The sequence below is a fragment of the Streptomyces sp. NBC_01298 genome (assembly GCF_035978755.1).
Classification (GTDB): Bacteria; Actinomycetota; Actinomycetes; order Streptomycetales; family Streptomycetaceae; genus Streptomyces.
This window is the reverse complement of the sequence record NZ_CP108414.1, coordinates 2992827-3014875: the sequence shown is the minus strand read 5'-3', so window position 1 is coordinate 3014875 and position 22049 is coordinate 2992827. Positions and strand designations below refer to the sequence as shown.

18 protein-coding genes are annotated in these 22049 nt (G+C 72.2%); 12 read left to right on the top strand and 6 right to left on the bottom strand.

The genetic code is table 11. From position 1 onward, the window contains the following. Positions 1–5: 5 nt before the first annotated feature. The gene (locus tag OG730_RS13410) at positions 6–545 is read right to left on the bottom strand and encodes a WcaF family extracellular polysaccharide biosynthesis acetyltransferase (RefSeq protein WP_327304456.1); all 540 of its coding nucleotides are present in this window, start codon (positions 543–545) and stop codon (positions 6–8) included. Between the two features lie 112 nt (positions 546–657). Here OG730_RS13410 and OG730_RS13405 point away from each other — a divergent pair, with 112 nt between their 5' ends. Together OG730_RS13405 and OG730_RS13400 are read left to right on the top strand one after the other, a co-directional pair. Then, the gene (locus tag OG730_RS13405; protein ID WP_442814903.1) at positions 658–2166 is read left to right on the top strand and encodes a hypothetical protein; all 1509 of its coding nucleotides are present in this window, start codon (positions 658–660) and stop codon (positions 2164–2166) included. Between the two features lie 80 nt (positions 2167–2246). Further along, the gene (locus OG730_RS13400; protein WP_327304455.1) at positions 2247–2828 is read left to right on the top strand and encodes a TetR/AcrR family transcriptional regulator; all 582 of its coding nucleotides are present in this window, start codon (positions 2247–2249) and stop codon (positions 2826–2828) included. A 107-nt stretch (positions 2829–2935) separates the two neighbouring features. Here the strand turns inward: OG730_RS13400 and OG730_RS13395 are convergent, their stop codons facing one another. From OG730_RS13395 to OG730_RS13385, 3 genes are read right to left on the bottom strand one after another with little or no spacing between them, the layout of a single operon-like run. Continuing rightward, positions 2936–4177, bottom strand: a complete 1242-nt coding sequence (locus OG730_RS13395) for an MATE family efflux transporter (RefSeq protein ID WP_327304454.1) — start codon at positions 4175–4177, stop codon at positions 2936–2938. Then, positions 4174–5943, bottom strand: coding sequence for a lipopolysaccharide biosynthesis protein (locus OG730_RS13390; protein WP_327304453.1), 1770 nt, complete (start codon positions 5941–5943; stop codon positions 4174–4176). Before OG730_RS13390 ends, OG730_RS13395 begins: the two co-directional genes overlap by 4 nt. Next, positions 5940–7145: a glycosyltransferase gene (locus tag OG730_RS13385; RefSeq protein ID WP_327309247.1), complete on the bottom strand. Its 1206-nt coding sequence runs from the start codon at positions 7143–7145 to the stop codon at positions 5940–5942. Before OG730_RS13385 ends, OG730_RS13390 begins: the two co-directional genes overlap by 4 nt. A gap of 172 nt (positions 7146–7317) precedes the next feature. On the opposite strand from OG730_RS13385, the gene OG730_RS13380 reads away from it, so the two are divergent. After that, complete coding sequence (locus tag OG730_RS13380) at positions 7318–7791, top strand: FAD synthase family protein (protein ID WP_327304452.1); 474 nt, start codon at positions 7318–7320, stop codon at positions 7789–7791. A gap of 51 nt (positions 7792–7842) precedes the next feature. Here OG730_RS13380 and OG730_RS13375 read toward each other — a convergent pair whose 3' ends face one another. Together OG730_RS13375 and glgX are read right to left on the bottom strand one after the other, a co-directional pair. Then, positions 7843–8583 (bottom strand): CDP-alcohol phosphatidyltransferase family protein, encoded by a 741-nt coding sequence (locus OG730_RS13375; protein ID WP_327304451.1) that lies wholly within the window; start codon positions 8581–8583, stop codon positions 7843–7845. 242 nt (positions 8584–8825) lie between these two features. Next, positions 8826–11039 carry a glycogen debranching protein GlgX gene (gene glgX / locus OG730_RS13370; RefSeq protein WP_327304450.1) on the bottom strand — a complete coding sequence of 738 codons (2214 nt, stop codon included), beginning with the start codon at positions 11037–11039 and terminating at the stop codon, positions 8826–8828. A 429-nt stretch (positions 11040–11468) separates the two neighbouring features. Here glgX and OG730_RS13365 point away from each other — a divergent pair, with 429 nt between their 5' ends. From OG730_RS13365 to OG730_RS13325, 9 genes are all read left to right on the top strand, one after another. Next, entirely contained in the window at positions 11469–12665 is a 1197-nt protein-coding gene (locus OG730_RS13365) for a L,D-transpeptidase (protein WP_442814902.1), read from the top strand. Positions 12666–12779: 114 nt separating this feature from the next. Continuing rightward, positions 12780–13442: a hypothetical protein gene (locus OG730_RS13360; RefSeq protein ID WP_327304448.1), complete on the top strand. Its 663-nt coding sequence runs from the start codon at positions 12780–12782 to the stop codon at positions 13440–13442. A 176-nt stretch (positions 13443–13618) separates the two neighbouring features. Beyond that, positions 13619–15820 (top strand): choice-of-anchor A family protein, encoded by a 2202-nt coding sequence (locus tag OG730_RS13355; RefSeq protein ID WP_327304447.1) that lies wholly within the window; start codon positions 13619–13621, stop codon positions 15818–15820. A gap of 109 nt (positions 15821–15929) precedes the next feature. Beyond that, positions 15930–16661: a L,D-transpeptidase family protein gene (locus OG730_RS13350; RefSeq protein ID WP_327304446.1), complete on the top strand. Its 732-nt coding sequence runs from the start codon at positions 15930–15932 to the stop codon at positions 16659–16661. Between the two features lie 113 nt (positions 16662–16774). After that, on the top strand, positions 16775–18016 hold the full coding sequence (locus OG730_RS13345; protein ID WP_442814901.1) for a L,D-transpeptidase: 1242 nt from the start codon (positions 16775–16777) through the stop codon (positions 18014–18016). 102 nt (positions 18017–18118) lie between these two features. Next, positions 18119–18886: an enoyl-CoA hydratase/isomerase family protein gene (locus OG730_RS13340; RefSeq protein WP_327304445.1), complete on the top strand. Its 768-nt coding sequence runs from the start codon at positions 18119–18121 to the stop codon at positions 18884–18886. Positions 18887–19126: 240 nt separating this feature from the next. Continuing rightward, positions 19127–19639 (top strand): ATP-binding protein, encoded by a 513-nt coding sequence (locus tag OG730_RS13335; protein WP_442814900.1) that lies wholly within the window; start codon positions 19127–19129, stop codon positions 19637–19639. Positions 19640–20047: 408 nt separating this feature from the next. Then, positions 20048–20854: a polysaccharide deacetylase family protein gene (locus OG730_RS13330; RefSeq protein WP_327304443.1), complete on the top strand. Its 807-nt coding sequence runs from the start codon at positions 20048–20050 to the stop codon at positions 20852–20854. Beyond that, positions 20851–22038 (top strand): YncE family protein, encoded by a 1188-nt coding sequence (locus OG730_RS13325; RefSeq protein WP_327304442.1) that lies wholly within the window; start codon positions 20851–20853, stop codon positions 22036–22038. The genes OG730_RS13330 and OG730_RS13325 overlap by 4 nt, the downstream gene beginning before the upstream one ends. The last annotated feature ends 11 nt before the right edge of the window (positions 22039–22049 follow it).

Below are 22049 nucleotides of genomic sequence, written 5' to 3'. Positions count from 1 at the left end.
GGCGCTCACTTCGGATCCTCGACCGGGCGGCGGTGCCCGTCCTGGGTCTGCAGGGTCAGGGCGGGGAGGTCCTTGTGGACCACGGACCCGGCGCCCGCGACCGCGCAGCGGCCGAGGGTCACGCCGGCCAGCACGGTGGCCCGTACGGCCACCCACGCGCCGTCCCCGACGGTGATCGGCGCGTTGCGGTAGCGGAAGTCGGCGGCCCGGTGGTCGTGCGAGCCGGTGCACAGCAGCGCCTCCTGCGAGAGGCAGGCGTGCGCGCCGATCGTCACCGGCTCCAGGTTGAGTATCCAGGCGCCCTCGCCGATCCACGCGTGGTCGCCCACGGTCAGCTTCCAGGGCCACAGCACCCGCACCTTGTGGCGGATCAGCACCCCTTCGCCGATCCGCGCCCCGAAGGCGCGCAGCAGCGCGACCCGCAGCCGGGCGGGACACAGCCAGCTCATGAAGAGCGTGTTCATCACGGCGAACCAGAGCGCCTGCGTCAGCCGCCCGCGCCCCTTGTCGTATCCGGCGAGCGTGAAGGCAGGAAGATCACGCACGGGCACCCCCTCACAGTCCGGCCCCCGACGGCGCCTCCCGAGGCGCCTCCCCGGGCGCCGACCGCGTCAGACTAGACTGCGCCCGGATCAGGCACAGGGGGTGGGGGCAAGCGTGGCGACCGACATACGCGGGGCCGTCGCCCGGCCGGTGCCTCCGCGCCCGGGTGACGACAAGACCTGGGGCAGGGTCACCACCCCGCGGACGCTGCTCTCGCGGGCGCTCTCCGTCCCGCTGGCCCTCGGGTTCACCGTCTTCCTGCCGCTGTTCGTCGCGGTGCAGACCGGCGCCGGCCAGCACGACGCGGCCTTCTGGCTCCAGCTCCTGCTCACCATGTACGCGGGCGCCCGGCTCTCGGCGATGGTGCTGACCAGCCGCCGCAAGCTCCTCCAGGGCTCCTTCTGGCTCTTCGTCTACATGGCCATGGGCGTGGCCCCCCTCGCCCAGGCCGTCCTCGGCCAGGTCCCGACCCCCGTCGTCGGCCCGCGCTCCGACCTCACCGCCGCCATCGGCCTGGTCCTGCTGGGCTGCGCCGCCTTCGACGTGGGCGTGCTGCTGGCCCGGCACCGGCCGGCGGGCCGCGCGGGCGGTTCGCTGAAGGAGCCGCGCCCGGTCATGGCGCACCGGCGGCGGCTGTACCTGCTCACGGCCGTGGCGTTCCTGGGCAGCGCGGCCCTGATCGTGAAGCTGGGCGGCCCGGCGGTGTTCTTCTCCAGCCGCCAGGAGATCATCGCGGGCATCGAGGAGGCGGGCGTCTCCCAGGACGGCCAGGCGGGGCAGGCGCTGCTGCGCGGCTTCGGCACGGTCCCCGCCCTGCTGGCGCTGCTGCTGTACACGCGCTGGCTGATCACCTCGAAGTTCGCCCGCCGCAAGGTGTCGATCATCGTCACCTGGTCGGCGCTCATGGTCCTCAACCTGATCGTCAACAATCCGATCTCGAACCCGCGCTACTGGTTCCTGACGGTCATGTTCGCGATGCTCTTCACCGTCTTCCCGGTGAGCGCCGCGATGTACCGGGTGGCGCTGTCCATGGCCGTGGTGGTCGCCCTCCTGATCTTCCCGTTCGCGGACCGCTTCCGCTACGACGAGAAGAACTACAAGCCGGTCGAGACGACCTCGTTCCTGGAGCCGATGGCGCTCAAGGACTACGACCAGATCGGCATGTTCGCCAACACCATCACCTTCGCGGAGTCCGGTCCCGGGCACTCCTACGGGCGCCAGCTCGCGGGGTCGGTCTTCTTCGCGGTGCCGCGCTCGGTGTGGTCGGGCAAGCCGCGCGACACCGGCGTGATGGTCGGCCAGTGGATGGGCACGGTCAACACCAACCTGTCCTCCCCGATCTGGGCCGAGCTGTGGATCGACTTCGGGCCGCTGGGCATGGGGGCGGGACTCCTGGGGATGGGGTACGCCTCCGCCCGCGTCGACCGGCGCTACGCGAAGCGCGCCCGGCGCAGCTCGCCGCCGGGCAGTCTGATCTCGACGGTGGTCCCGCTGGTCGCGGGGTACTCCTTCATCCTGTTGCGCGGGCCGCTCCTCCAGGCCTCGGGCCGGATCGCCATCGCGGGGATGTGCCTGGCGCTCGTGGCCACGTACCGGCAGGACCGGGCCACCTCCCTGCGCTGACCACGGAGCTGCCGTAACTGCTCCACAAGTGCAGTCGGTCAACTTGTGCACCGGATACGTGCCGTCGGTACAGTGGTCCCATGACCGAGACAGTGGGGCGCCGCGAGCGCAAGAAGGCCCAGACCCGCAAGGCCCTCGCCGATGCCGCGCTGCGCCTGTTCCTGGAGCGCGGGTACGACAAGGTCGGCGTCCGTGAGGTGGCCGAGGAGGCCGACGTCTCGGTGACCACGCTGTTCAAGCACTTCCCGAGCAAGGAAGCCCTGGTCTTCGACGAGGACGAGGACATCGAGGCCGCGCTCGTCTCGGCGGTACGGGACCGCGCGCCCGGGCAGTCGGTGCTGCACTCCCTGCGCGAGCACTTCGTGGAGACCCGGGCGACCCGCCGGATCGACGATCCGGCGGTGATCGCCCACCTCACCCTGGTCCGGGAGACGCCGGAACTGGTGGAGTACTGGGACCGGATGTGGCGGCGCCACGAGTTCGCGCTCGCCGCCGCCATCGCGGCCGAGGCCGGAGCCCCCGAGGGTGATCTCAGGTCCGCGGCGCTGGCCCGGTTCGTGATGGACACCGCGAGCCTGATCCGCGGCCAGGAGGACCAGCGCCGCGCCATGCGGGACTTGTTCGCCCTGATCGAAGCGGGCTTCGGCGATACGCCGGCCTGACCGGGACACCCAGGCCTGACCGGGACACCCGGGCCTGGCAGGACACCCGGGCCTGACCGGGACACCCGGGCCTGGCAGGACACCCGGGCCTGACCGGGAGCCCGGCCTCAGACCGCCCGGACCTGGTCGGCGGTGGTGGCCGCCGCGGCTTCGGGGGCCGGCAGCCGGGCCACGCGCAGCCAGCCCGCCGCCGCCTTCGAGGCGGAGCCGAGGGCGAGGCCCCACGCGGCCCCGGCCACGCCCCAGACGGCGTACCCGCCCAGCAGCAGCCCGACCGACAGCAGCGAGAAGACCACCTGGAGCGAGAGGGTGGCCTTCGGGTTCAGCACCCGCAGGGTCAGCAGCGCGCAGGTGCCGAGCCCCATGACGGCGTACTGGGCGCCGGTCGCGGGCAGCAGCGCGGCCGCCGCCCGCCAGGTGTCGCCGAGCAGGGCGCGGCCGGCCCGCTCCGGCAGCGCGTAGAGCACGGCCCCCCACGCGGCGCCGGTCACCGCGAGCGCGCCGCCCATCAGGGCGGTCAGCCGCACCACGCCCCGCTTCCCGGACGCCCGGCCGACGACGGGCGGGCCGAAGGAGTTCGCGGAGTTGAACAGCACGTTCAGCGGCCCGAAGAGGGTGGTGGCGCCGCGCAGCGCGCCCACGGCCAGCGGGGTCGCGAAGACGCCGAGTCCGAGGACGGCGAGCTGGCTGGAGCCGTTGCCCACGGCGAACTCGACCACGAACCGCTGCCCCAGGTACCCGCGCCGCAGGTACGGCCTCAGATCGGTGGCGCCGGCCGCGCCCCGCACCGAGGGCCGCAGCAGCCACAGGCCGAGCGCCAGCGCGGGCAGCGCCGAGACCCCCCACACCAGCACCAGCCGCCCGGCCGGGGCCCCCTCGGGCTGGAGCAGCAGCGCGCTCACCACGCAGGCGAGGCGCAGCGCGTCGGCGGCCAGGGCCCGCCCGGGAGCCCGCAGGGCGGAGAAGCAGTAGCGCAGCCCGTCCTGCAGCAGCACCAGGGGCAGTACGAGTCCCAGCGCGAGGAACGCCCACCCCGTCGCGCCGGGCAGGAGCAGTCCCAGGAGGGCCAGTACGGCTCCCACCGCCGCCGAGGCGGCGCCGGTGAAGGCGAGGCCCGAGCGGCAGGCCGTGGCGAGGAGGCTCGGATCCTTCTCCAGCACCAGGGGCTGGCCGACGTAGGCCATGTTCAGGCCGAGCAGCACGGTGAAGGTCACGTAGACCATCGAGAAGTCGGCGAAGCCGGCCGCCGAGGAGAGCCGGGCGGCCAGCACCAGGACCAGGATGTTGGTGGCGCTGGACGCGGCCTGGTCCAGTACCGAGGCGACCGCCGCGAGTGCGCGCCGGTTCACCGCCGGCCCGTGCGGACCGTACGCAGGGCGACCGTGTCGGTGCCGTCGCCCGGGATGTGCTGCGAGGCGTCGGCGGCGGCCACCTCGTACGGGATCGGCTGCGGCTCGCGCGAGCGGGGCGAGGGCGCGGCCGGGGGCGCGGGCCGGGGGTCCTCGGCGGCGGGGCCGCCGCCCTTGGGGGCCCGGCCGAGGCCGCGCTTCTTCTCGCCCGGCAGCGGCGCGTGCAGGACGGCGCCGAGCACCGTGCCGCCGGCTCCGCTGATCAGCTCGCGGATGCGGGAGAGGTCGGTGCGGCGCACCGCACCGGGGTTGCAGACCACCAGGACCCCGTCTACGCGGTCGACGAGCGCGAGGGCGTCGGCGTAGGAGAGCACGGGCGGGGCGAGCACCACGACGGTGGAGTTGGGGGAGTCGGCCTCGGAGATCAGCCGGGTGGCCCGCTGCGAGGTCAGTGCGCGGGGCACGTTGCGCACCCGCTCGCCCGGGATCAGGTCGAAGCTGCCCGACTCCCCGGCGTCCACCAGGAGCTGGCGGCCGTCGGGCCACTCGGTCTCCGCGTGCTGCGCGCCCGCGCCCCCCTTGGACTTGCTCCAGTTGGGCCGGCCGGAGGCGTCGGTGGGCAGCTGGCTGGCCAGCACCGGGGTGCGCAGGTCGGCCTCGATGAGGAGCACGTCCTTGCCGGTCTCCGCGAAGGAGGCGGCCAGGTTCACCGCCACGGCGGCGGCGATCTCGCTGCTGCCGCGCGGGGCGACCACCAGGAGGCGGCGCCGGTCCGCGAAGCGGGCGTCGTAGGCGAGCCGGAAGGCCACCGAGCGGAACTCCTCGGCCAGCCGGGGGTCCTCCTCGCCCGCGGCGAGCAGCGGCCCGCCGTCGGCCTTGCCCCGGGGCAGGGAGCCCAGGACGGGAGCGCGCAGGGCGCGGGCGACGTCGCCCTCGGAGCGCGGGGCCGGGTCGAAGACGAGGCGCACCCAGGCGCCGAGCAGGCCGAGGGCCAGGCCCACGGCCGCGCCGAGCGCGAGCGACATGGGCAGTCCGGGGCCGTCGGCCCCGTGGGGCGGGACGGCGGTGCTGGTGACCCGGCCCGGGGTCATGTCCAGGGCCTTGAGCTTGGCGATGTTGCCGTTGAGCGTGTTGATCTTGCTCTGCTGGTCGGTCTTGGCGGCGTACGCGGCGTCGCGCGCCGGACCGGCCGGCATGCCGGTGGTCTGCTTGGTCAGGTCTTCGAGCTGCTTGGCCACCGGATCGCGCTGCTCCTGGTAGCCCTTGACCATCTTGTCGCGGGTGACGTCGAGGGCCTCCTGCCGCTTGAGCAGGTAGGCCTCGGTCATCGCGTTGGCGCGGGTGGCGGCCTCGGCGGGGGAGGCGGCGGTGTAGGTGAAGCGCAGCACCATCGTCTGAGGGGGGTTGGTCACCTGCAGACCGGCGCGCAGGGCCGAGAAGTCGGCGGCCGAGACCCCGAGCTTCTTCGCGGCCTCGTTGGCTATGGAGCTGGAGAGCGCGACCTGCCGCTCCGAGCCGATGTTGATCGCCTTGTCGGGGGCGAGGCTCGGGTTGAAGGGGTCGTCGGTGGGCGCGCGCAGCACGATGTCGGCGGTGGCCACGTAGGTGTCCGCCGTGGAGACGCCGAGGTAGACCCCGCCGAGCAGGCCGATTCCCACGCCCGCGAGGATGAGCCGGCGGTAGCGCAGGAGCTGGCGGAACTGGTCCCGGAGCAGGTCCGGTTCGTCCTCGGCCGGAGCCGCTGCGGGGCGGTTGGTCTCGATCACGGCCGGGTTCCCCCAAGTGCTTCGTCCATCAGTGCGTCGATGCGGGCCAGGCCCGCCTCACGGCTCAGGTGCGCCGCCACGTGGCGCGGTCCGGCCGCCCCCAGCGCGTCCGCGCCCGCGGGGTCCTGCGCCAGCGCCCGTACGGCCTTGAGCAGGGCCTCCGGGTTCTCCGGCGGTACGAGCACCCCCGCGCCCGAGCGCTCCACTTCCTGGGCGGTCCCGCCCAGCGCCGCGACGGAGGCGACGACGGGACGGCCGGCCTGGAAGTACGAGGTCAGCTTGGACGGCACGCTCATGTCCATCACGGCGGCGTGCTGCGTGACCGCGAGCACGTCCGCCGCGGCGAGGATATCCGGGAACTCGCCGTCGGCGGCAGGGGGGATGATGTCGAGATTGGGGACGTCGGCGGCCAGGTCGGCGAGGGCGGAGCGCTGGCTGCCGTCGCCCATCAGCACGAACCGGACGCTCGGGTCCAGCCGGGCGGCGCCGACGAGGACCTCCAGCCCCTGCTTGAGCCCCATGTTCCCGGAGTGAAGGACGACGGTCTGGTCGGGAGCCCATCCGAGGTGGTGGCGGGTCCGGCCGCGCGGCTTGGTGGGCAGTGCCACGTGGGACCAGTTCGGCACGAGCCGGATCCGCTGGGGGTCCACGCCCATGCCCACGACCCGGTCGACGAACGTCTCGTGGATCACACCGACGAGGGCCGCCCGCTTCAGGGCGTGGGCCTCGGCCCGCCCGGCGAACGCGGCCGCCTTGTCCCCGCCGCTGATCCCGCTCTGCGCGGCGGCGGCGCCCATCAGGTCCTGGACGACCGGGACGAAGGGGACCTTCCAGCGCGCGGCGAGGCGCGCGGCCAGCAGGCCGCCGGCCAGGCTCGGCATCTGGGCGAGGACCGCGTCCGGCTTCGCCATCCGCGGCGGGGCCACGGAGCCGTGCAGCAGAATCGATCCTTCGAAAAGGGCCCGGCGGACGGCGGTCTGGCGCGGGGGGACGGTGTGCGCGCGCCGGTGCACGGTCACGCCCGCGCGCTGTTCCGTGCGCCGGAGCGCCCCCTTGTACTCCGGCTCGACGGACCACGCCGGGTAGTGGGGCATGCCCGCCAGGACGTGGGTCTCGTGGCCGAGATCCGCCCAGTGCTCCGCGATCTGGGTGGCGTACGGGCCGATGCCCGTGTGCTCGGGGGCGTAATTCGTGGAAACCAGCAGTAGGCGCCGCTGACCGGATTTCGACACTGGACGTCCCCCTCTCACCAGGATGATGCGCACGTCACCCTATTCGTTCACCGGCAACACAGGGAACGTGCACGCTATTGTCTGCTAATCCGCCACACCGAGGTGTGCGGCTTCTGGGGGATATCACGTGACGGAGAAGGATTTGTCCGAATTTGCTGAGCCTGGGCGTAGACCTCACCGCGTCGGCTACGCACCGGGTGCCTACGACCTCTTTCACATCGGACACCTCAACATCCTTCGCCATGCCCGGAGTCAGTGCGACTACCTGGTGGCGGGGGTCGTGTCCGATGAAATGGCGGAACTCGCCAAGGGGCGCCGCCCGGTGATACCGCTCGTCGAGCGGCTGGAGATCGTCCGCAGCGTCCAGTACGTGGATGCGGCTTTTGTGGAGACCGTCCCGGACAAGGTCGAAACATGGAAACAAGTCCGGTTCGACGTCATATTCAAGGGCGACGACTGGCGCGGCACCCCCAAGGGGGACCAGCTGGAAAGGGACTTCGCCGTCCACGGGGTCGAGGTCGTCTACTTCCCGTACACGGTCCACACCTCCAGCACCCAGCTGCGCCGGGCCCTGGACGTGCTGTCGCAGCCGCTCGCCAACGAACAGCGGGGCTGAGCGGAGCGACGGCGGGTCCGGGCCGCGCACGGCGGCCGGCGCCGGCCCGGATCAACGGGGTACGGCGCTGAGTTCCCGGAACCACTTCGCGAGGAACGCCACCAGGAACAGCGCGGCGATCACGCCCGCTCCGGCGTACGCCCAGCGGAACACATCGCCTCCGCCGAGGAGCAGGAACACCAGGCAGAACACCCCGTAGTCCACGGGCAGCAGCGCCACCGCGCGCAGGGACGACGGCGCGGCGGCCGCGCTTCCCGACTCCGGCTTCGGCTTGAGCTTCTCGGTCAGCAGCCCGCCGAAGAAGGTGACGACCGCGGCGAGTTGGAAGCCGAGCGGCACCAGCAGCCAGCCGGCCGAGGCTCCGTGCGCCCCGCCGCCGACCCCGTAGGCCTCGGGGAAGCGGTAGAAGGCGATCAGTACGCAGGTGTGCAGCGAGGTGAGCTTCGCGCAGTCCACGACGTGGTCCAGCCACTCGCCCGCCGCACTGCCGCCCCCGCGCAGCCGCGCGAGCTGCCCGTCGGCGGAGTCGAAGGCGAAGCCGACGGCGAGCAGGGCCCACACCGCGATCCCCAGCCCCCACGAGGGCGAGGCCAGGGCGACGGCGGCCGCGCCCGCGAAGCTCAGGGCGGCGCTGATCAGGGTCACCTGGTTCGGGGTGAGCCCGAGCGCGTACGACCCGGCGGCCAGGTACCGCCCGACGGGCCGGTTGACGAACCGGGAGTAGAGCGACACCCCCTTCGCCGACTTCTGCGCCCCGCGCAGCTCCCGCAGCGCGGTCCCGACACTCGCCATCGACACAACCCCTCGAACATCCGTATATGCGTGCGTGCGTGCGATCCGTACGAAGGGCACATCATCGCAGGGCGTTCGGGCGCTCCCGCCCCGGGTCCACCCCGGGGTCACCCCGGGTCCACCCCGAGTCCACCCGGGGCGCGGACCCGTGAACGCCCGCGCGCCGCCGCCGAACGCCTACCGCGCCGCCGCCGAACGCCCACCGTGCCCCGCCGAACGCCCACCGCGCCCCCGCCGCATGCCTACGCGCCCCCGCCCACCACCTTCAGCAGCAGCACCGCGCGGGCCGGGACGGTCACGCTCCCGCCCCCGCGGTGCACGGTGGCGGGCGCCGCCGCCTGGTCCTCCCGGGAGGTGTCCAGGACCAGTTCGTACGCCCGGCCCCACGGCGGACCCGGCAGCGTCCAGGCCACCGGCCGGTCCCCGGCGTGCAGCAGGGCCAGGAAGCTGTCGTCCGTGACCTGGCGCCCGCGCTCGTCACGGCCCGGGATGTCCTGCCCCGACAGGTACAGGCCCACCGACCCGGCCGGGGCGTACCAGTCCCGCTCGGTCATCTCCACCCCCGCCGGGGTGAACCAGGCCAGGTCGCGCAGCCCGTCCGCCCCCTGGGAGCGCCCCGAGAAGAACGCCCGGCGCCGCAGCACCGGATGGTCCCGGCGCAGCGCCAGCAGCCGCCGGGTCAGCGCGAGCAGCGCCTGCCAGGACGGGTCCTCCAGCAGCGACCAGTCCACCCAGCTCGTCTCGTTGTCCTGGCAGTACGCGTTGTTGTTGCCGCCCTGCGTCCGGCCGAACTCGTCGCCCGCCACCAGCATCGGCACCCCGGTGGACAGCAGCAGCGTGGTCAGGAGGTTGCGCAACTGCCGCCTGCGCAGGGCCGCGATCCGCGGATCCGTGCCCTCCTCGGGCTCGCCCTCCACCCCGCAGTTCCAGGACCGGTTGTCATTGGTCCCGTCGCGGCCCGCCTCGCCGTTCTCCTCGTTGTGCTTGGACTCGTACGAGACCAGGTCGCGCAGGGTGAAACCGTCGTGCGCGGTGATGAAGTTGACCGAGGCGTACGGCCGCCGCCCGCCCCACGCGTACAGGTCGCTCGACCCCGACAGCCGGTACCCGAGGTCCCGTACGTCGGGCAGCGCGCCGCGCCAGAAATCCCGTACGGCGTCCCGGTAGCGGTCGTTCCACTCCGTCCACAGCGGCGGGAACGCCCCCACCTGGTACCCGCCCGAGCCCACGTCCCACGGCTCGGCGATCAGCTTCACCCGGCGCAGCACCGGATCCTGGGCGATCACCGCGAGGAACGGCGAGAGCATGTCCACGTCGTGCATCGAGCGGGCCAGCGCCGCCGCCAGGTCGAAGCGGAAGCCGTCCACCCCCATCTCCGTCACCCAGTACCGCAGGGAGTCGGTGATCAGGCGCAGCACGTGCGGCCGTCCGGCGTGCAGGGTGTTGCCGCAGCCCGTGTAGTCGGCGTACCGCCGCTGGTCCGACTGGAGCCGGTAGTACGCCCGGTTGTCGATCCCGCGCAGCGACAGCGTCGGGCCGAGCTCGCCGGCTTCCGCCGTGTGGTTGTAGACCACGTCGAGGATGACCTCGATCCCGGCGGCGTGCAGCGCCTTGACCATCCGCTTGAACTCGCCGACCTGCTGGCCGGCCGTCCCGCTGGAGGAGTACCCCGCGTGCGGGGCGAAGTAGCCGACCGAGTTGTAGCCCCAGTAGTTGCGCAGGCCCCGGCGCAGCAGGTGGTCCTCGTGCGCGAACTGGTGGACCGGCAGCAGCTCCACCGCCGTCACCCCGAGCCCGGTCAGGTGCTCGATCGCCGCCGGGTGCGCGAGGCCCGCGTACGTGCCGCGCAGGTGCTCGGGGATGCCCGGATGGCGCATCGTGAAGCCGCGCACGTGCAGTTCGTAGATGACCGAATCGGCCCACGGGGTCTTCGGCCGGACGTCGTCCGACCAGTCGTCGTCATCGTGGACCACGACCCCCTTCGGGACGTGCGGGGCCGAGTCGCGGTCGTCGCGCACGGTGTCCGCGATGTACTGCTGGGGCCAGTCGCGGACGTGCCCGTACACCTCCGGCGGCAGCAGGAAGTCCCCGTCCACGGCCCGCGCGTACGGATCCAGGAGCAGCTTCGCCGGATTGTGGCGGGCCCCCGTCCACGGGTCCCAGCGCCCGTGCACCCTGAATCCGTACCGCTGTCCGGGCCGCACGCCCGGCAGGAAGCCGTGCCAGATCTCGTGGGTCAGCTCCGTCAGCGCGCAGCGGCTCTCGGAGCCGTCCTCCGCGAAGAGGCAGACCTCCACCGCCTCCGCGCCCTGGGCCCACAGCGCGAAGTTGGTTCCGGCCGTCCCGTCCGGCCCCTGGTGGAACCGGGCCCCCAGCGGATGCGAGGACCCGGGCCACACGGGCGGTCCGGGCACCCCCCGGCTCACCACGGCGTGGCCCCTGACCTGTGGTTCCATCAGCCCCAGGGACTGGCCGGCCGGGTGCCCGCTCCCGTTGCCGGCTCCTGGCCCGCTTCCGTTCCCGTTCCCGTTCCCCGTCCTGTGGCCGGTCGTGGCCCCGATCCCGCCCTGAACACTGACCCGGGCCCCGGGTCCGGTTTCGGCCCTGGGCTCGGTCCCGGCCCCGGATCCGCTCTCAACCCCGGCCAGGGGCTCCGCCTCTTGCTCGGCTGCGCTCGACACTGCCCGCCTCCACGGCTCTCGGTACCTGCGGGGGTGGGGGAGATGCGGCCCCGGCGTCCCGGCCGGGGCCCGCCCCCGTCTGGTCCTTCCCACTGTTCTGCCCGGACTGCCCTGCCTGGAACGTGGGCCGCGCCCACGTTTCCCCCGGAGGGGGCCGGTCGTTGGAGGAACGTGACTCTTCTGACGAGGCGGGCAGGGGCGGGCTTGGCCGCCGTGGCGGTATGGGCGGGCCTCCTCGGAGGCCTGGCCGGATGCACCGAGAACGGCGGCTCCCCGATCGAGATCCAGCTGCCCGGCAAACCCCGGTCACCGGACGAGGCGATCAGGATCAGTCCCGAGGACAATACGAAGGGGGTGCCGGCCGAGGGCCCGCTGAGGGTCACCGTGCCCGAGGGCCGCCTGGAGCGGGTCGTGGTCACCAAGGTGGAGGACGCCCAGCAGGAGACGGTGCCCGGCGCCATCGCCGTCGACGGGCTCAGCTGGAGCCCCGACCCGGCGCAGGGCCGGCTCGCGCTCGCGGCCAAGTACACCGTGGACGCGGTCGCGCTCGACGGGCACAACCGCCGCCAGGCCCGGCACACCACCTTCACCACCTACGTTCCCGAGGAGCGGTTCATCGGCTACTTCAAGCCCGAGAACCGTTCGACCGTCGGCACCGGCATGATCATCTCCTTCGGGTTCAGCCGGTCCATCGAACGCCGCGCCGATGTGGAGCGGGCCATCACGATCACCTCGGACCCGGCCGTGGAGGTGGTGGGCCACTGGTTCGGCGACGAGCGCCTGGACTTCCGGCCCAAGACCTACTGGAAGCCCGGCACCGAGGTCACCGTCAAGCTCGGCCTGCGGGACGTCGAGGGGGCGCCCGGCTCCTACGGCATCCAGGACAAGACCCTGCGCTTCACCGTCGGCCGCTCCCAGATCTCCACCGTCGACGCGGCCGCGCACACCATGGAGGTCCGGCGCGACGGCGAACTGCTGTCCACCGTCCCGATCACCGCCGGGGCCCCGAAGAACATGACCTACAACGGGAAGATGGTGGTGATGGAGCTCTTCGACGTCACCCGGATGAACGGGCAGACGGTGGGCTTCGGCGGCGAGTACGACATCCCCGACGTGCCGCACGCCATCCGCCTCACCCGCTCCGGCACCTTCCTGCACGGCAACTACTGGGCCAGCCCCGACACCTTCGGCTCCACCAACGTCAGCCACGGCTGCATCGGCCTGCGCGACAACAAGGGCGGCGGCTCGGACACCCCGGCCGGCTGGTTCTTCGACCGGACCCTGGTCGGCGACGTGGTGGAGGTCGTGAACTCGCAGGACAAGACGGTCGCCCCGGACAACGGCTTGGGCGGCTGGAACATGTCCTGGCCCGCCTGGGTCGCGGGCTCCGCGATCGGCTGACCCTTCCCGGGTCATCGGCCGGGGGCCCGCCGGATGCGGAGGCCGACGCTTACGTGATCATGGCACTCGGATCGTCGGCGATGTGCGGGGGCGACCGGCTCGAGGGGAATTCACGTGAAGGCTGCCATACGGGGAGCCGCCGTGGCGGCGGCGCTGGTGCTGGGGCTGACGGGCTGCCAGGAGGGCGGGAGCCCGGCGGCGGGCGGCGGCCTGGCTCCGTCCTTCCCCGGCGAGACCCGGCAGGGGTCGGCGCCGTCGCAGGTCGTCCGGCTGGACCCGACCGCGCTGATGCACGCGCTCCCGGTCGAGGAGAGCGTGAGCGACGTGATGGTCGGGGGCGACCCCTTCATGGTGCAGGGGACCGAGGCGGTCCAGCACTGCGCCGAGAAGACGGGGGCGACCTGCGCCGGGCTGGTCGCCGTCGCGGGGAAGGACATGGAGGTCCGGGGCGACTCGGACGGTACGCGCATGGAGTTCAGGCTCTACTCGTTCGAGACGGCCGAGCAGGCGGGCACCGCCATGAAGAGCCTGGCCGACACGGAGCGGAAGTCGTCCGCCGAGCACAAGGAGGCCTCGAAGCCGGTGACCGTGGCTTCGGGAGCCGACAAGACCGACGCGTTCGTGGACGACGCCACCGCGAAGGGCGTCATGCGCATCGGCACGGTCGTCGCGTACCTCTACACGACCGAAACCGAACCCGGGGCCCTGGAGCACATCGCGAAGGTCCAGGTCCAGAGGGTCAGGACCGTGGCCGAGGGCAAGAACCCGGGATTCTGACCCGCGGGACCGCCGCTTCCCGCACCCGCCCCGCCTTCCGGGCCGACGCCCCAGTCGGGTGATTGTCGTACCGGAATGCCGTAGCGGGGGAGTGTCGGTCCGCCCGGCTCGCCGGAGCCCGCCGCCAGCCTGTACGGGCCCGCCCGCACGCGGCGGCGGGCAACGGACGGAGCGTCATGTCAGCAAGGAAGTGGACCCTCGGGCCCCTGGGGCTCGCCCTCGGGGCCGTACTGGCCGCAGGTGCCCCCGCGGCCCTGGCGGCGCCGCCCGCGCCGGGCCCCGGCGGACAGCAGCCGGCTCCGGCCCGGCACGCCGCGGCCCTGCGGGCCCCGCTGCCGGGCGGGCTCGGTCCCTGCCTGGGGGCCGGGTGCCCGCCCGTGTTCCCGCCGATCGAGGTCGGCACCGACCCCAACGGCTACGACGAGGGCATCAACATCTTCGTCGGCGCCGACTTCCTCGTCCGTGAGCGCGCCGCCGAGGCCGAGGGCAAGGTCGTCGTCCTCGGCAGCTTCGACCAGAACAAGAACCTGGCGGCGGGCGGCGGTTACAACATCGGCGTCGTCGGCGCGGGTTCGCTCGTGCGGCCCCCGTCGGGATCCGACTTCCTCACCACCGGCCGCAACGTCAACATCGCCGTCGACCAGCGGCTGATCTCGGACGACGGAGTCGTCCGCCACGCGGGCACCGCCCCTGGGCCCGGCACCGTCACCGGCCCGCTGGCGGCGGACCCCGCCGCCATCACCCCCTACGCCGGCCTGCGCGACCAGCTCACCGCGGCCAGCCGGTGCTACGCCCGGGTCGACGGCAGCCCGCGCCCGGCCACGGGCACCGCCGTCAACCAGGACGGCACCACCGTCTTCACCGGGGACAACACCTCCCCGCTCCAGGTCTTCAACGTGGACTTCGACCTGGTCAGCGCGGGCAACGGCGCCATCGGCTTCCGCTTCGACCGGATCCCGGCCACCGCCACCGTCCTGGTCAACGTCCTGGGCACCAGCCGCACGATCAACACCTACGCCGGCAGCATCAACGACACCGGTGCCGGAGCGGACCCCTGGAACGGCTACCGCACCCGGCTCCTGTGGAACTTCCCCGACGCCACCACCGTCCAGCTGGTCGGCACCGGACAGTTCCAGGGCAGCGTGCTCGTCGGCGAGCAGGCCTCGACCACCACCGTCACCCTGCCCGGGACCAACGGCCGCTTCTTCACCACCGGCGGGCTCGTCCACACCAGCACCGCGGGCGGCGGCCAGGAGTTCCACGCGTACCCGTTCAACGGGGACCTGCCCGACTGCGGGAACACCGTCCCGGTCACGGGCAAGGTCTCGGTCCTCAAGCAGGACACCGGCGGCCTGCCGCTGGCCGGAGCCACGTACGAGCTGTGGCGGGAGACCAACGGCACCCCCGGAGCCCAGTTCACGAGCCCCGGCGGGGACACCAAGGTCACCGACTGCGTCACCCCGGCGAACGGCATCTGCTCCGGCACCGTGGCGCCCGGCACGTACTACTGGCGCGAGACCCAGGCCCCGGCCGGCTACGAGCTCGCAGCGAACCCCGTCGTGGAGCTGACGCTGACCGCGCAGAACGCGGCCGAGGGCGTGAGCGCCACCATGAGCAACACCAAGCTCCCGGGCAGCGCCGAAGTGGTGCTGCGCAAGTCCGACGCGGACGGCGGGGCGCTGCTGCCCGGCGCCCGCTTCGAGCTGTGGCGCGAGGCCAACGGCGTTGCGGGCCTGCAGACCGACGGAGCCGACCCCGACGTGCAGCTCGCCGGGTCCTGCACCACCGACGCGCAGGGCAGCTGCACGGTCCAGCTCCCGGTCGGCGAGCGGTACTACTGGCGGGAGACGCAGGCACCGGCCGGCTACGACCTGCCGGCGAACCGGGTCACGCCCTTCGACCTCGACGAGAGCCACGTGACGACCGGCCTCGTCGTCGGTGTCACGGACGAGCGGACCGAGGAGCCCGACCGCGACGGCTTGATCGAGGTCCTGAAGAAGGACGCGAAGACGAAGCGCCCCCTGCGCGGGGCGGTCTTCGAGGTGTGGAAGGAGACCAACAGCACCGTCGGCCTCCAGACGCGCGGCATCAACCCCGACCGCAAGGTGACGGAGGGCTGTGCGACCGACGGGGCCGGGGAGTGCTCGTTCCCGAACCTGGAGGACGGCTGGTACTACGTGGTCGAGACGGCGGTCCCGGAGGGCTACGTCCTGCCGCGGAACCGGGTCACGGGTCCGCTCCACCTGGACGAGAACACCCCGGACCACCGCGTGGTGATCACCCTGGAGAACAAGCGGGACGACCACGGCAAGGGCGGCAAGGGCGGCAAGGACAAGGGCAAGGGGAAGGGCAAGGGCCCGAAGCGGCCCGCCGAGTAGGCCGCCCGGGTGGGCCGGTGACCCTGCCGGCCCACCCGGCGCGCCGGGGCCGGGCGGGTCCGGTTGGCTCGGACCCGACGGCCCGGCCGGCGGGCGCGAGGAGGCCCGTATGAGCACAGGGTGTGCGGCAGGCGCGATCGGCAGGGCTGCCGTGACGGCCGCGATCCTCACGGCGGCCGCCCTCGCCCCGCCGCAGGCGGCGGCCGTGGCGGCCCCTTCCCCCTCCCCGTCGGCCCCTGCCGAGGCGGCGTGCACCGCCGGGACCGGCCCCTACCAGCGCGAGCTGGAGCGCCACCTGCGCCGGACGGCCGACGGGACACAGGACACCGGGGACTGCGAGGCGATCCGCACCTTCCAGCGCGCCAACGCGATCCGGCCCGCCGACGGCTACGCGGGGCTGGTCACCTTCCGCACCATGGTCGCGGTCGCCGCCCGCGCGAACCCCAACGCCGCCGGCGACTGTCCGGTCCGTTCCCACCGGGTGACCTGCGTGGACCTGGAGCGCCAGATCCTGTGGGTGCAGCGCGGCCGCACGGTGGTCTTCCCGCCCGTGCCCGTCCGCACCGGACGCGACGAGGAGGAGACCCGCCCCGGCTGGCACGAGGTCTACTGGCGCAGCGAGGACCACGTGTCCACGCTCTACCCCGACTCCCCGATGCCCTACGCCCAGTTCTTCGACGAGGGCCAGGCCCTGCACGGCCGCCCCGGCAACCTGTACGCCCACGGCGGCTCGGCCGGCTGCGTCAACCTCACCGTCCCCGACGCGCGGCGCCTGTGGGACCTGCTCACCGAGGGCGACGCCGTCTACGTCTGGGGCACCAAGCCCGGCACGGAGGACTGACTCCCGGCGCCCGCACCACTCTTGGGACGGAACGGTGACACGACCGTACCGTCTCGTGATCCCCCATGTGATTTCCTGGCGATGAAGCGCGCGACTGTCCGCGCGCGGGGGACATGGGGAGAACAAGAGTGAACCTGCAGCCGATACGCGGCCGCGCCCGCACCGGCCTGCCGGCCCTCCTGCTGGGCGCGGCCCTGCTGTTCACCAGCGCGTGCAGCGGTGGCGGAAACGCGGGTGGCGACGGCGGGAGCGGTGGCGGAGACGGGCTGACCGGCACGACCGGTACCGAGGCGTCGAAGGCCGTCGTGAGCGTCAAGCCGGACGACGGGGCCAAGGAGGTCGCGACCAGCGGCATCCTCAAGATAACCAGCACCGGCGGCAAGCTCACCACGGTGACGGTCGCCGACACCAAGGGCAACGCGGTGGAGGGCAAGCTCGCCGCGGACGGCGCGAGCTGGGAGCCCGCCCGCAACCTCGCCTCCGCCACCGAGTACAAGGTGCACGCGGTGGCCAAGGACGAGGCCGGCCGGGAGTCCGCGAAGGACACCACCTTCACGACGCTCACGCCCGCCAACACCTTCATCGGCCAGTACACCCCCGAAGACGGATCGACGGTCGGCGTGGGCATGCCGGTCTCGATCAACTTCTCCCGCGGCATCACCAACCCCGAGGCCGTCGAGAAGGCCATCACGGTGACGGCCGATCCGGCCGTACCGGTCGAGGGCCACTGGTTCGGCAACGACCGCCTGGACTTCCGCCCCGAGAAGTACTGGGCCGCGGGCACCAAGGTCACCCTGAAGCTGGAGCTCGACGGAGTCGAAGGCCGCCCGGGGGTCTACGGCAAGCAGACCCGTACGGTCACCTTCAAGGTCGGCCGCTCCCAGGTCACCACCGTCGATGCCGCCGAGCACCAGATGAGCGTGGTCCGCGACGGCGCGGTGCTCAAGAACATCCCGATCACCGCCGGCGCCCCCGCGAACACCACGTACAACGGGCAGATGGTCATCAGCGAGAAGTACAAGGTGACCCGGATGAACGGCGCCACCGTCGGCTTCGGCGGGGAGTACGACATCTCCGACGTCCCGCACGCGATGCGGCTGACCACCTCCGGCACCTTCGTCCACGGCAACTACTGGGCCTCGTCCGGCACGTTCGGCTCCGAGAACGTCAGTCACGGCTGCGTGGGCCTGAAGGACATCCGCGGCGCCGGTGACGGCAGCCAGCCCGCGGCTTGGTTCTTCAACGAGTCGATCATCGGCGACGTGGTCATCGTGAAGAACTCCAAGGACAAGACCGTCGCCCCCGACAACGGCCTCAACGGCTGGAACATGGACTGGGCGGAGTGGATCAAGTGACTCCGGTCGGTCCGTAGTTCTGGTGGACCGGCGTTCTGGTGGCCCGGTGCTGTGACCCACGGCACCGGGCCACTCGCCGTTAACCGGCGCTAACCTTCCCGTATGACCATCTCTCTCGAAGTCTCCGAAGGCGTCGGCGTCATCCGGCTGGACCGGCCGCCCATGAACGCCCTGGACATCGCCACCCAGGACCGGCTGCGCGAGCTCGCCGTGGAGGCGACCGACCGGGCCGACGTCCGTACGGTCGTCATCTACGGCGGCGAGAAGGTGTTCGCGGCCGGCGCGGACATCAAGGAGATGCAGACGATGGACCACGCGGCCATGGTGGCCCGGTCCCGCGGACTGCAGGACGCCTTCACCGCCGTGGCCAAGATCCCCAAGCCCGTGGTCGCGGCCGTCACCGGCTACGCGCTGGGCGGCGGCTGCGAGCTGGCCCTCTGTGCGGACTACCGGATCGCCGGAGACAACGCGAAGCTCGGCCAGCCCGAGATCCTGCTCGGCCTGATCCCCGGCGCGGGCGGCACCCAGCGGCTGTCCCGGCTGATCGGCCCCTCCAAGGCCAAGGACCTCATCTTCACCGGCCGCATGGTCAAGGCCGACGAGGCGCTGGCCCTCGGCCTCGTGGACCGGGTGGTCCCGGCCGCCGAGGTCTACGAGCAGGCGCACGCGTGGGCCGCGAAGCTCGCGCAGGGCCCGGCCCTCGCGCTGCGCGCCGCCAAGGAGTGCGTGGACGCGGGGCTGGAGACCGACATCGACACCGGGTTGACCATCGAACGGGGCTGGTTCGCGGGCCTGTTCGCCACCGAGGACCGCGAGCGCGGGATGCGCAGCTTCGTCGAGGAGGGTCCGGGGAAGGCGAAGTTCCTCTAGGCCGCGGGGGGATCCTCCCTGCGGGTGGATTAGCCAGGCCTTAAGGCGGCCTTAAGAGCGGTCGCTGATCCACTCAGGGTGATCATCGCTTTGCGGTGCGTCACCGCAGGTCAGGGGTGCGCGGCGACCTCCGGGTTGCCGATTGCATATGCCAGTGCGACCCCCCGGGCTCCGTGATCCCGGGGGGTCTTTTCCCGCGGAACGGCCCGAACGGCCATGGTGGCCCTCCATGATGGGTGCATGGCGGGTCTGGAGGGTGTGGAACAGCCGCGGCAGCGCAGTAGCGCTTCCGCCGTACGGCTCACGGCGGCCCTGGAGGACGAACTGGGCCTCAAAGCGCTGGAGTTGTACGGAAGCCCGGCCGAGGCGGAGGTGACGCTGCCCTCGATGCCCGAATCGGCGAGCACCGCCCGCCGGCTGACGCAGTGCGTGGTCGTGCGCCTGTGGGGGCTGTCGCCGCAGATCGCCGAGCACACGGTCCTGCTGGTCTCGGAGCTCGTGGGCAACGCCGTCCGGCACACCGGAGCCCGTTCCTTCGGTTTACGCATGCTCAGGCGGCGCGGCTGGATCCGCGTGGAGGTGCGCGACCCCTCGCGCGGGCTGCCCTGCCTGATGCCGGTGCACGAGATGGACACCACCGGGCGGGGGCTGTTCCTCGTCGACAAGCTCTCGGACCGCTGGGGCGCGGACCTGCTGCCGCGCGGAAAGATCACCTGGTTCGAGATGCGGGTCGCCGACCGGCAGGGCCCCTGAGCGCCGGAAACCCCCTTGAACGGCGAAAACCCTCTTGAACGCCAGAAACCCCCTGTCGCCGTTGTGGGGCGCTGCGGGGGTTTCATGGGTGTGCCGAGGATCGAAGGGGGTGTGATCCTCGGCGGGGACTTCGCTCGGGTCAACGGGAAGCCGTGGTTCCGACTATGGCAGACGAGGGACCAAATGCCAAAAGTCCCAAGTTGGACATAAGTGTGCATATCCTAAGACTTTCTACCTAAATCTTAGGTGAGATGGGCCACCCACCTCGTAATTAGCGCATAAATATCAACCGCTGTGAGTGAATCGTTGATCACATAGCGGACGGTCACCGGGTGGCACCGGTTCGGGCGAAGGTCCTGAATTGGGTCAATCAATAGCTAGACGGGCATCCACCCCTTAAATGGGCGGGTGCTCTGCTACCCGGACCGCCGATCCGCTCTCCGTGCCGGCGCGGCGGTCGCCGCCGGCGCCCTCGCCGCCGCCTGTAGTGCCCCCGCCGGCCCCGCGGCCCCGGCGAAGGCCGCCCCGGACAGACCGGCGGCCCCGGACAAGGCGGCCCCGGGCAAGGCCGCGCCGGCGAAGGCGGCCCCCGCCCCGCGCCGGTTCGCCGGTCAGCCCGTGGAGATCGGGCACGGACCCCGCGGCGGGTCCGGCGTCGCGCTCACCTTCCACGGCAACGGCGACCCCGCCATCGCCAAGGCGGTGCTCGCCGAGGCGGAGCGGGCGGGCGCGCGGGTCACGGTCCTGGCCATCGGTGCCTGGCTCGACGCCCACCCGGAGATGGCCCGCCGGATCCTGGACGGCGGCCACGAGCTCGGCAACCACACCCAGCGCCACCTCGCGATCAACACCCTGCCCGAGGAGCAGGCGTACGCCGAGATCACCGGCTGCGCCGACCGGCTCAAACGGCTGACCGGATCCATCGGCACCTGGTTCCGCCCGTCCCAGACCCAGTACGCCGCCCCCCTGGTGCGAAAACTGGCCCAGCGGGCGGGCTACCCGCACGTCCTCTCGTACGACGTGGACTCCCTCGACTTCACCTCGCCCGGTGCCGCGACCGTCGTCCGCACCGTCATCGGCCCGATCCACGCCGGATCGGTGGTGAGCCTGCACTTCGGCTACGCGGACACGGTCGACGCGATGCCGCCCCTCCTCGAAGAACTCGCACGCCGCGAACTGCGCGCGGTGACCACCACGGAGCTGCTGACCCCATGACGACCACCCGCCTTCCCCGGAAGGCCACCGCGCTGCTGGCCGGCCTGGTCCTCGCCGCCCTCGCCGGCTGCGGAGCGGCCGACAAGGGACCCGCCGAGGCGCTCGGCACGAAGGGGCCCGCCGTGCCCGCCAAGGCCGTGCCCGCCGTGCCGCCGGGCCTCGCCGGCATGCCGCCGCTCCTCGATCCGAACGACGTCTACGCGGCCGACCGGCCGAACAAGCTCTCCCCGGTGGTCAAGGACTTCCCGTCCCGCGTCTACGTGCCGAACACCAGCTCCAACACGGTGTCCGTCATCGACCCGGTCACGTACAAGGTCATCGACACCATCCCCGTCGGCATCCAGCCCCAGCACGTGGTCCCCTCCTGGGACATGAAGACCCTCTGGGTCAACAACAACCGGGGCCACACGCTCACCCCGATCAACCCGGCCACCGGCGAGGCCGGAAAGCCCGTGGAAGTGCACGACCCGTACAACCTGTACTTCACGCCCAACGGCAAGTACGCGGTGGTCATGGCCTCCATGGACAAGGAGCTGGTCTTCCGCGATCCGCACACGATGGACCGCGTGAAGACCGTCCCGGTGACCTGCTTCGGCGTCAACCACGCGGACTTCTCCGCGGACGGCCGCTACTTCATCGTGAGCTGCGAGTTCTCCGGCGAACTGCTCAAGGTCGACACCGAGAAGATGGAGGTCATCGGCCAGCAGAAGCTCCCCTTCGAGGGAGCGATGCCTCAGGACGTCAAGGTCTCGCCGGACGGAAAGACCTTCTACGTCGCGGACATGATGGCGCACGGCATGTGGGTGCTCGGCGGCGATAAGTTCGAGACCCCCAAGCTGCTGCCCACCGGAAAGGGCTGCCACGGCCTGTACGTCAGCCGCGACTCCAAGGAGATGTACGTCTCCAACCGGGGCGAAGGGTCCGTCTCCGTCTTCGACTTCACGCAGAACAAGCTGACCAAGAAGTGGGAGCTGCCCGACGGCGGCAGTCCCGACATGGGCGGGGTCTCCGCCGACGGCAAGGTGCTGTGGCTCTCGGGCCGTTACAACTCCGAGGTCTACGCCATCGACACCACCACCGGCAAGCAGCTCGCCAAGATCCCGGTGGGCAGCGGCCCGCACGGCCTCGCCGTCTACCCGCAGCCCGGCCGCTACTCCCTCGGCCACACCGGCATCTTCCGGTAGGCCGCGAGCGC